Here is an 11,209-nt window from a genome sequence, read left to right as displayed (position 1 = left end):
ACATACTCCGCACTTCGGGCACGTCAGGATCGGTTGCTGTCGTCGTCGGTGGCGCCGCCGTGGGACCCGTCGGGGTCGCCGTGGCCGTCGAGTGCCAGGTCGAGGAGGGCTTGGAGGTCCATCGCGTCGATGGAGTCCGCGGCGTCCGCGGGGTCGGCGGTGTCCGCCGCGCCGGCGGGTGCGTCGTCCGGGGCGGCCAGCCGCAGCAGTGTGTCCAGCAGCCCGGCCTCGCGGATCCGGCCCAGCGGGATGGTGGCCAGCGTCCGGCGCAGTTCGGCGTCCTGCGGGTCGGTGTCCACGGGGTGGGTGGTCGTGGTGCCGGCGGCCTCGGGGAAGAGGCTGTGCAGCAGGTGCCCGGTGAGGGCGCGGGGGTTGGGGTAGTCGAACACGAGGCTGGAGGGCAGCCGCAGCCCGCACGCGGCGCCCAGGCGGTTGCGCAGTTCGACGGCGGTCAGGGAGTCGAAGCCGAGGTCCTTGAAGGCACGTTCGGCGGCGACCGCGTCGGCGGAGGCGTGTCCGAGGGCTGCGGCGGCGTGCTCGCGCACGAGGTCCAGCAGGGCCGCCTGCCGGTCGTCGCCGGCGAGTTCGGCGAGGCGCCGGAGCGTCGCGGAGGACGGGTCGTCGGTGCCGTCCGCGGCGGCCGGCGGGTCGGCGCGCAGCGCGTCCCGGACCTCGGGGAGGTCGGCGACGAGGGGGCGGGGCCGGGCCGCGGTGAAGACGGGTGCGAAGCGCGCCCAGTCCACCTCGGCGACGGTCACGGCCGCCTCGTTGCCGGCGACGGCGCGTTCCAGCGCCAGCAGGTTGTCGGCCGGGGCCATGGGCGGCAGGCCGCGGCGACGCAGCTGCTCCTCCGCGTCGCCCTCGGCCGCCATGCCGCCGTCGGCCCACGGGCCCCAGGCGACGGCGGTCGCGGGCAGGCCCTGGGCCCTGCGGCGCTCGGCGAGCGCGTCGAGGAAGGCGTTGGCGGCAGCGTAGGCGCCCTGTCCGCCGCTGCCCCAGACACCGGCGATGGACGAGAAGAGCACGAAGGCGTCGAGGGAGTCCGGCGTCCTGAAGAGCGCGTCGAGGTTCACGGCTCCGGCGGTCTTGGCGGCCACGACGTGGGAGAGGCCGGGCAGATCGGTGTGCGCCCCGGGGGGCTGGGAGACTCCGGCGGCGTGCACGACGGCGCGTACCGGGGTTCCGTCCGCGGCCAGCCGGTCGACGAGTGCAGCGAGCGCGGACCGGTCGGCGACGTCGCAGGTGGCGAGCGTCACTTCGGCGCCGAGCCCGGACAGTTCCTTCTCGAGCTCCGCGGCGCCGGGCGCGTCGGCTCCCTTGCGGCTGACGAGGACGAGCCGCTGCGCGCCGTGCTGGGCGAGCCACCGGGCCGTGTGGCGGCCGAGCGCGCCCGTGCCGCCGGTGACGAGCACGGTGCCGCGCGGGGTCCAGGTCCCGGCGGCCGGTCCCTGGGAAGCGGCGTGCTCCAGGCGGCGTACGAAGGTGCCGGATGCGCGGACGGCGAGCTGGTCCTCGTCGCCCGCTCCGGCGAGCAGCGCGGCCAGACGGTTCAGCGCCCGCTCGTCGCAGTCGGCGGGCAGGTCGACGAGCCCGCCCCAGCGGTCGGGGTGCTCCAGGGCGACGACCCGGCCCAGGCCCCAGACGTGGGCCTGGGCGGCGCCGGTCAGCCCGTCCGCGGCGACGGCCGCGACGGCCTCGCGGGTCACACACCACAGCGGCCCGTCGACCCCGGAGGCGCCGCCCGTCAGCACCTCGGCGAGCGCGGAGGTCAGCGCGAGGCCGACAGGGACTCCGGAGTGCTCCGGATGGGGTCGCTCGTCCAGTGCGAGAAGGGACAGGACACCGGCGACGGCACCATGTCCGCGCAGGCGAACGGCGATTGTGTCCGGGTCGGCGTCGGCGGAGTCGAGCACGACGGGCACGACGTGGGCACCGCCGGCCTCGATGCGCGCCGTCACGGCACCCACCCACGGGTCGTCGGCGTGGGCGGCCGGGAGGGCCACCAGCCAGACACCGGTGGGGGTGCCGTCGCCGTGGCCGTTCGACCACGGATGCCAAGCGACGCGGTAGCGGCGGGCGTCCACCTGGGTACGCGCCTGCTGATCGCGGCGCCAGAGCGAGAGGGCGGGCAGCAGGGCGCTCAGCGGCTGGTCGGCGTCGATGCCCAACTCGTCGGCGATGCCCTGGGGATCGGCGTTCTCGACCACTTCCCAGAAGCGGGCGTCCACCGCGTCACCTGTGCCGTTGGCCGCGGGGCGCAGGGCGGCGGGCTCGGGCCAGTAGCGCAGCCCCTGGAAGGCGTAGGTGGGCAGGTCGACGCGGCGGCGGGCGCCGGTCCCGGCGAAGAACCGCGCCCAGTCGACCGTGACGCCACGGGTGTGGGCCCGGGCGAGGGCGGTCACGGCCGTCTCCGGCTCGGGACGGCCCTTGCGCAGGACGGGAACGAAGGCGGCGCCTTCCCCGGTCACGCAGTCCTGGGCCATGGCGGAGAGCACACCGTCCGGGCCGAGCTCCAGGTAGGTAGTGACGCCCGCGGCCTCCAGCGCGCGGACACCGTCCAGGAAGCGGACGGCCTCCCGCACATGCCGCACCCAGAAATCGGGCGACGTCACCTCGTCCGTGACCAGACCGCCGGTCAGGTTGGACACCAGCGGAATACGGGGCGCGGTGTAGGACAGGCCCTCGGCGACCTTCCGGAAGTCCGCCAACATGCCATCCATGTGCGGGGAATGGAACGCGTGACTGACCGTCAGCCGCTTGGACTTCCGGCCCTCGAAGGACCCCGCGATGGCGACCGCGGCATCCTCGTCACCCGCGACGACCACCGCCCGCGGACCGTTGACCGCCGCGATGCTCACCCGCTCGCTCAGCAGCGGCAGAACCTCGTCCTCCGACGCCTCCAGCGCGATCATCACGCCACCACCGGGCAGCGCCTGCATCAACCGCCCACGAGCCTCGACCAGCGTGCAGGCGTCCTCAAGCGACAACACCCCCGCCACATGCGCGGCCGCGATCTCACCCACCGAATGCCCCGACACGAAGTCCGGACGCACACCCCACGACTCCAGCAGCCGGAACAGCGCCACCTCCACCGCGAACAACGCCGGCTGCGCGAACTCCGTACGGTCCAACGCCTCCGCGTCGTCCCCGAACAGCACATCCAGCCCGAGCCGTTCGCGCACGGCGTCCAGCGCCTCCGCGAACACCGGATAGGCCGCGTACAGCTCACGCCCCATCCCCAGCCGCTGACTCCCCTGCCCCGTGAACAGGAACGCAAGCGGGCCGGCGGTGACCGTCGCCTGGACGAGGCCGGGGGCCGGCCGCCCCTCGGCGAGCGCCACGAGGGCGTCCTTCAGCCCGTCGGCGTCGCCGGAGACGATCGCGGCCCGGTCGTCGAGGGACGCCCGGGTGGTCGCCAGCGACTGGGCCAGGTCCGCGAGGGGCGCGACGCCGGACTCGACCACCGGCAGCAGGCGTCGGGCCTGGTCGCGCAGGGCCTCGGGGGTCCTGGCCGACAGGACGTACGGCAGTACGCCGGGCGCCTGTGCGGGTGCATCGGAGGCCTCCGCGACGTCGCCCGGGGCCTGCTCGATGATGGTGTGGGCGTTGGTGCCGCTGATGCCGAACGACGAGATGCCTGCCCGGCGCGGACGGCCCGTCTCGGGCCACTCCCGCTGCTCGGTGAGCAGGGCGACGTCCCCCCTCGACCAGTCGACGTGCGGGGTCGGCTCGTCCACGTGGAGCGTGCGCGGCAGCGCGCCGTGCCGCATCGCCATGACCATCTTGATGATGCCCGCGACACCGGCCGCGGCCTGCGTGTGCCCGAGGTTGGACTTGATGGAGCCGAGCATCAGCGGCTGCTCCGGCGAGCGGTCCTGGCCGTACGTCGCGAGCAGCGCCTGCGCCTCGATCGGGTCCCCGAGCCGGGTGCCGGTGCCGTGCGCCTCCACCGCGTCCACGTCGGAAGCCGCCAGCCCGGCGCTCGCCAGGGCCTGGCGGATGACGCGCTGCTGCGACGGGCCGTTCGGTGCCGTCAGGCCGTTGCTCGCGCCGTCCTGGTTCACGGCGGAACCGCGTACCAGCGCCAGCACCGGGTGCCCGTGGCGCCGCGCGTCCGACAGCCGCTCCACCAGCAGCATGCCCACGCCCTCGCTCCACCCCGTGCCGTCGGCCGCCGCGGCGAACGCCTTGCAGCGGCCGTCGGGCGAGAGGCCGCCCTGGAGGCTGAACTCGCTGAAGGTGGTGGGGGTGGACATGACCGTCACACCGCCGGCCAGTGCCATGGAGCACTCGCCCTGCCGCAGTGCCTGCACCGCCCAGTGCAGCGCCACCAGCGACGACGAGCACGCCGTGTCGACGGTGACCGCCGGGCCTTCCAGCCCCAGCGCGTACGAGACGCGACCGGACATCACGCTGCCCGCGTTGCCCGTCATCACGTGGCCGAGGACCGCGTCGGTGCCCAACTGCTCGAGCTGTGAGTCGTATCCGGTGTAGGCGGCTCCGACGAAGACGCCGGCGCGGCTGCCGCGCAGGGAGACCGGATCGATGCCCGCGCGTTCGATCGTCTCCCAGGCGGTCTCCAGGAGGAGCCGCTGCTGCGGATCCATGGCCAGCGCCTCGCGCGGGGAGATCCCGAAGAAGTCGGCGTCGAAGGTGTCGGCGTCGTAGAGGAAGCCGCCCTGGAAGGTCGGCGCGTCGGCGGTGGCGAGGAGTCCGTCGGTGTCCCAACCGCGGTTGGCGGGAAGGCCGGAGATCGCGTCGCCGCCGCCCTCGACGAGCCGCCACAGGTCCTCGGGGCTGCGGACGCCGCCGGGGTAGCGGCAGCTCATGGCCACGATCGCGATGGGATCGTCGTCCGCGCCGACCGTTCGCGATCCGGTCGGCACAAGGGCGGTCGCGGCCCGGTCCGCGTTCCCGTCCGTGACATCGCCGACGAGTTCCTCGCGCAAGTAGCCGGCGAGCGCGGTGGCGGTCGGGTAGTCGAAGACGAGGGTGGCCGGCAGGCGCCGGCCGGTCGCGGCACCGAGCAGGTTGCGCAGCTCGACGGCGGTCAGCGAGTCGAAGCCCAGTTCCTTGAAGGAGCGTCCCGGCTCGACGGAGGCCGGACCCGGGTAGCCGAGCGCGACGGCGACCTGCTTGCGGACCAGCTCCACCAGGGCACGGTCGCGTTCGGCCGGTGCGAGCCCCGCCAGACGCGCCCGCAGCCCGTCCTCCCCTCCGCCGCCACCAGCGGAGGCCGCGGCCCGGCGCGTGGGGGCACCCACGAGACCGCGCAGCAGCGGCGCCAGGGCACCTGCCTGGGCCTGACCGCGCAGGACCGCGAGATCGAGCTTCATCGGCAGGAGAACGGCCGCGCCGACGGACAGCGCGGTGTCGAAGAGGGCAAGGCCGTCCTGGCTGGAGAGGGCGCCCACGCCGTCTCTGGCCATGCGCTGGAGATCGCCCTCGTCCAGGTTCGTCGCCATGCCGCCCACCTGCGGGGCCCACAGGCCCCAGGCGAGGGCGGTGGCCGCGAGTCCCTGGGCTCGCCGCTGCTCCGCGAGGCCTTCCAGGAACGCGTTGGCGGCGGCGTAGTTCGCCTGCCCGGGCGCCCCGAGGGCCGCGGCGATCGCCGAGAAGACGACGAAGTCGGCGAGGTCGAGCCGGCGGGTGAGCTCGTGCAGGTGGAGCGCCGCGTCGACCTTCGGACGCAGGACCCTCTCGAGCCGCTGCGGGGTGAGGGAGTCGATGACGCCGTCGTCGAGGACGCCCGCGGTGTGCACGACGGCGGTCAGGGGGTGCTCGGCCGGTACGGAGTCGAGCAGCGCGGCCAGCGCGTCGCGGTCCGCGGTGTCGCACGCGGCGACAGTGACCTCGGCGCCCAGCTCGCGCAGTTCATCGGCGAGTTCGCGGGCTCCGGCGGCGGACTCGCCACGGCGGCTGGTCAGCAGCAGGTGGCGGGCGCCGCGCGCGGTGACGGCGTGCCGGGCGACCAGACCACCGAGGGCACCCGTTCCGCCGGTGATGAGGACGGTGCCGTCCGGGTCCCAGTCACGGGGAACCGTGAGCACGATCTTCCCCACATGGCGTGCCTGGCTCAGATGACGGAACGCCTCGGGCGCCTGGCGCAGGTCCCACGCCGAGACCGGGAGCAGGTGCAGGGCACCGGACCGGAACAGAGCCAGCAGCTCGGTGAGCATCTCCTGGATGCGGTCGAGGCCGGCCTCGGTCAGGTCGAAGGCCTGGTAGGTGACGCCGGGGTGGGCGGCGGCGACGTCCTCGGGCGAGCGGACGTCGGTCTTGCCCATCTCCACGAAGTGCCCGCCGCGCGGCAGCAGCCGCAGCGAAGCATCCACGAACTCCCGCGCCAGGGAATCCAGGACGACGTCGACACCCCGGCCGCCGGTGGCGGTACGGAAGGCGTCCTCGAAGTCGAGGGTGCGGGAGGAGGCAATGCGGTCGTCGGCCAGGCCGAGTCCGCGCAGGGTGTCCCACTTGCCGGGGCTGGCGGTGGCGTAGACGTCAGCGCCCCAGTGACGGGCCAGCTGGACGGCGGCCATACCGACGCCACCCGCCGCCGCCTGGATGAGGACGGACTCACCGCCGCGCAAACCGGCGAGGTCGTGGAGCGCGTAGTACGCCGTCATGAAGACGATCGGCACCGACGCCGCCTCGGCGAAGGTCCAACCGTCCGGCATCGGCGCGACCATGCGCCGGTCGACGACGGCCAGCGGCCCGAACGCACCCGGCAGCATGCCCATCACACGGTCACCGGGGGCGAGATCGGTGACACCCGGACCGGTCTCCACGACCAGGCCCGCACCCTCAACGCCCATCAGGCCCGCATCACCCGGGTACATGCCGAGAGCGTTCAGGACGTCACGGAAGTTCAGACCGGCCGCTCGGACGGCGACCCGCACCTCACCCGGCGCCAGCGGCGCCTCGGACTCCGGACTCGGGACGAGCACGAGGTTGTCGACCGTACCCCTGTCCCGGATGTCCATGCGCCAGGCGCCGGTGTCCGCCGGCGGTGTCAGCGCCGTCGTGGCGGGGACCCGGGCCAGCCGGGGTGCCTGGACCATGCCGCGCCGAATGGCGAGTTGCGGCTCGCCACTGGCCAGGGCGGCCGCAAGCGCCTGCGCCGAGGCGGGGTCGCCGTCGAGGTCGACCATCACGAAGCTGTCGGGGTGCTCCGACTGCGCCGAGCGCAGAAGTCCCCGCACCGCGCCGCCCGCGAGATCCGTCACCGCGCCACCGGGCACCGTCGTCACGGCACCCGACGTCAGCCACACCAGCCGCGTGTCCGCGAAGCGCTCGTCCGCGAGCCACTCCTGCACGGTCGCCAGCGCACCCCGCACAGCCTCATGCACTCTGTCGGCCACACCGTCGTGACCCGTCGCCGGCAGGTGGACGAAGACGGAGTCGAAGCTCGGCTCCCCCGCCGTCAACGCCTCGCGGAGCGCGGCAAGGCCGGCGTACTCCACCACCTCCGCACCCGTGGAAGCCAGACCGAGTTCGTCCCGGCCCAGCACGGCCCAGCGCCGTCCCTGCGCGCCCTCACCGCGCGCAACGGTCACCGGCGCCCATTCCACGCCGAACAGCGACTCCAGGTGCGCTGCTTCGGCGACGCGTACCTGTTCCGCCGAGACGGTGCGCAGAGCGAGGGCGTCCACGGTGGCGACAGGTGCGCCGGAGGTGTCGGCGATCTCCAGGCGTATGCCGTCCGCGCCCGTGCGCGCGACGTGGACGCGCAGCGCCTCGGCGCCGGCGGCGTGCAGGGTGACCCCGGTCCAGGAGAACGGCAGGCGTCCCACGCCCACGGTGCCGCCGAGCCCGCCCAGCGCCAGCGCGTGCAGACAGGCGTCCAGCAGAGCCGGGTGCAGGCCGAAGTCCCGCGCGGCCGGGGCGGACCCCTCGGGCAGCGCGACGTCGACGTAGACGCTCTCCCCGCGCCGCCACGCGGCCGTCAGACCGCGGAACACCGGCCCGTAGCCCATGCCGAGCCCGGCCAGCACGTCGTACAGGTCGTCCGACTCGGCGGGTTCGGCCCCCGCCGGGGGCCACTGGGTGAACTCGAAGTCCGGGCGCGCGGCGCCCCGCCCGAGGACGCCCTCGGCGTGCCGCACCCACGGCTCGTCGCCGGCGCCGCCCTGGACGCGGGACGCGAGCGTGAACGTGCGCCGGCCCATGCCGTCCGCGTCAGGCGCGCCCACGTGGATCTGCACCTGCACGCCGCCCCGCTCGGGCAGCACCAGCGGGGCCTGGAGGGTGAGCTCCTCCAGCACGTCGCAGCCGACCTGGTCACCGGCGCGTACGGCCAGTTCCACGACGGCCGCGCCGGGCAGGATCACGGAGCCCCAGACGGTGTGGTCCGCGAGCCAGGGGTGCGTGTCCAGGGAGAGCCGGCCGGTGAGCAGGAACCCCTCACCGTCGGCGAGGGCGACGGTCGCGCCCAGCAGGGGGTGATCGACGGCTTCCAGCCCGGCGGCACGCACGTCCCCGACGCCCGGGACCGGCGGCTCGATCCAGTAGCGCTGCCGCCGGAAGGCGTAGGTGGGCAGGTCGACGCGCTGGGCACCGGTCCCGGCGAAGTACCCCGCCCAGTCCACCGGCACCCCGCGGACGTGGGCACGGGCGAGCGCGGAGGTGACGGTCTCGGCCTCGGGACGGTCCCTGCGCAGGACGGGGACGAAGGCGGCGCCCTCGCCGGTCAGGCACTCCTGGGCCATGGCCGACAGCACGCCGTCCGGGCCGAGTTCGACGTACGTGGTGACGCCCGCGGCCTCCAGGGCGCGGACGCCATCGAGGAAGCGCACGGCGTCGCGGACGTGGCGCACCCAGAAGTCGGGCGAGGTCATCTCGTCCGTGACCACGGCACCGGTCAGGTTCGAGACGACCGGGATGCGCGGGGCCTCGAACGACAGCCCGGACACGACCTCGCGGAACGCGTCCAGCATGCCGTCCATGTGCGGCGAGTGGAACGCATGACTGACCGTCAGGCGCTTCGACTTCCGGTCCGGGAACGCCTCTACGATCGCGACCGCGACATCCTCATCACCCGCGATCACCACCGCCTGCGGCCCGTTGACCGCGGCGATACTCACGCGGTCGTTCAGCAGCGGCAGAACCTCGTCCTCCGACGCCTGCACCGCGATCATCACACCGCCACCCGGCAGCGCCTGCATCAACCGCCCACGAGCCTCGACCAGCGTGCACGCATCCTCAAGCGACAGCACCCCGGCTACGTGCGCGGCAGCGATCTCACCCACCGAATGCCCGGACACGAAGTCCGGCCGCACACCCCAGGACTCCAGCAGCCGGAACAGCGCCACCTCAATCGCGAACAACGCCGGCTGTGCGAACTCCGTCCGGTCCAACGCCTCAGCGTCGTCCCCGAACAGCACATCCAGACCCAGCCGCTCACGCACCGCGTCCAGCGCCTCCGCGAACACCGGACAGGCGTCGTACAGCTCCCGCCCCATCCCCAGCCGCTGGCTCCCCTGCCCCGTGAACAGGAACGCCACCTTGCCCTCGGCCGGCGACCCCGTCACCACACCGGCGGCCGGGTCGCCGTCGGCGAGCGCGTTCAGCGCGGCCAGCAGGCCCGCGCGGTCCCCGGCCACGACCACCGCACGGTCCGCGAACGCGGCACGTCCCTGCGCCAGCGAGTGGGCGACGTCCACCGCGCGCAGCCCGGTGTGCTCGCCCACGTACGCGGACAGGCGGCGGGCCTGGTCGCGCAGAGCCTCCTGCCCCTTCGCCGACAGCAGCCACGGCACCACGCGCGCCGGTGGGGCGGGCTCCGCCTCCGGGGCCTCCTCCGGCTCCGGGGCCTGCTCGATGATCGTGTGGGCGTTGGTGCCGCTGACGCCGAAGGCCGACACGGCGGCGCGGCGCGGTCCGCCCGTCCCGGGCCAGGGCATCCGCTCGGTGAGCAGGGCGACGTCGCCGGCCGACCAGTCGACGTCGGGGGTGGGCTCGTCGACGTGCAGGGTCTGCGGCAGCACGCCGTGCCGCATCGCCATGACCATCTTGATGACGCCCGCGACGCCGGCGGCCGCCTGGGTGTGGCCGACGTTGGACTTCAGCGAACCGAGGCGCAGCGGGTGGCCCTCGGGGCGGTCCTGGCCGTAGGTGGCCAGCAGGGCCTCCGCCTCGATCGGGTCCCCGAGGCGGGTGCCCGTCCCGTGGGCCTCGACGACGTCGACCTCGGCGGCGGAGAGCTGTGCGTTCTCCAGGGCCTGGCGGATGACGCGCTGCTGCGAGGGCCCGTTGGGGGCGGTGAGCCCGTTGCTGGCGCCGTCCTGGTTGACGGCCGAGCCGCGCACCACCGCCAGGACCGGGTGGCCGTTGCGCCGTGCGTCGGACAGTCGCTCGACGAGCAGCACGCCGACGCCCTCGGACCATCCGGTGCCGTCGGCGGAGGCGGCGAAGGACTTGCAGCGCCCGTCGGGGGCCAGGCCGCGCTGACGGCTGAACTCGACGAACACGTCGGTGTTGGGCATCACGCACACGCCGCAGACCAGGGCGAGCGAGCACTCGCGCTGGCGCAGCGCCTGGGTCGCGAGGTGCAGGGCGACGAGGGAGGACGAGCACGCGGTGTCGACGGTGGCGGCCGGGCCCTCGAGCCCGAAGACGTAACTGACACGGCCGGACAGGACGCTGGTGGCGCCGCCGGTCAGCAGCAGCCCTTCCAGCTCCTCCGGGACCTCCCTGAGGTCGGCCCCGTATCCCATCGCGCTCGCGCCCACGTAAACGCCGGTACGGCTGCCGCGCACGGTCGAGGGGTCGATGCCGGCCCGCTCGAACGCCTCCCAGGTGGTCTCCAGCAGCTGGCGCTGCTGCGGGTCCATCGCCAGCGCCTCGCGCGGCGAGATCCCGAAGAACGCGGGGTCGAAGAGCGTCGCGTCGTCGAGGAATCCACCGCCGGTGTTGTAGAAGGCACCCTTGCGGTCGGGATCGGAATCGGTGAGGGATTCGACGTCCCAGCCGCGGTCGGCGGGGAATCCGGAGATGGCGTCGCCGCCCTCGTCGACCAGTCGCCACAGGTCTTCCGGCGACCTGACCCCGCCGGGGAAGCGGCAGCTCATCGCCACGATGGCAATGGGCTCGGCGGCGTCGGCCTCGATCTCCTGGACACGGCGGCGGGACCGGCGCAGCTCTGCCGTCATCCACTTCAGGTTTTCGAGAAGCTTCTCTTCGTTCGCGCTGGTCACCGGAACGTCACCCC

At 74.2% G+C, this 11,209-nt stretch carries 1 protein-coding gene; it reads right to left on the bottom strand.

Annotated elements, in window-relative coordinates:
* Nucleotides 1-23: 23 nt before the first annotated feature.
* On the bottom strand, nt 24-11,195 hold the full coding sequence (locus ABZ883_RS22770; RefSeq protein ID WP_360908786.1) for a type I polyketide synthase: 11,172 nt from the start codon (nt 11,193-11,195) through the stop codon (nt 24-26).
* Between the last annotated feature and the right edge of the window lie 14 nt (nt 11,196-11,209).

This window comes from Streptomyces sp. NPDC046977, assembly GCF_040644455.1.
Taxonomy (GTDB): Bacteria; Actinomycetota; Actinomycetes; order Streptomycetales; family Streptomycetaceae; genus Actinacidiphila.
Note: the sequence above shows the minus strand (reverse complement) of the source record. Positions and strands in the feature narration are given on the sequence as shown.